This window comes from Roseovarius salis (genome assembly GCF_044472985.1).
GTDB classification, from domain to species: Bacteria; Pseudomonadota; Alphaproteobacteria; order Rhodobacterales; family Rhodobacteraceae; genus Roseovarius; species Roseovarius salis.
In genome coordinates, this window is record NZ_JBISDG010000134.1 from 1 (window position 1) to 261 (window position 261).

Below are 261 nucleotides of genomic sequence, written 5' to 3' on the forward strand. Positions count from 1 at the left end.
TCGTAGTCCGGCGTGAAGATGCGGAAGCGCGCCGTGGCGCCCTCTGTGTCATCGGGAAAGATGAAGGTGATCTCGGACAGGTTGAACTGGCGTCCGATGGCCTGCATGGTGGCGTCGTCCAGGCCGCGCCCGTCTTCAAAGACGGCGAGCTGGTTGCCGCCAAAGGTGGATTCAGCAAAGACGTTGAGCAGGCGGAAGGCGTAGCGCGACATGGTGGCGTCCGGTGTGTGGGAATGAAAAAACGGTGTGGCGATGCGTCAT

The 261-nt window shown here is 61.3% G+C and carries 1 protein-coding gene; it reads right to left on the bottom strand.

Annotated elements, in window-relative coordinates; translation table 11 throughout:
- On the bottom strand, positions 1–212 hold a 212-nt coding region (locus tag ACH13J_RS18510), incomplete at its 3' end, for a PhzF family phenazine biosynthesis protein (protein ID WP_397544810.1).
- Positions 213–261 lie beyond the last annotated feature (49 nt).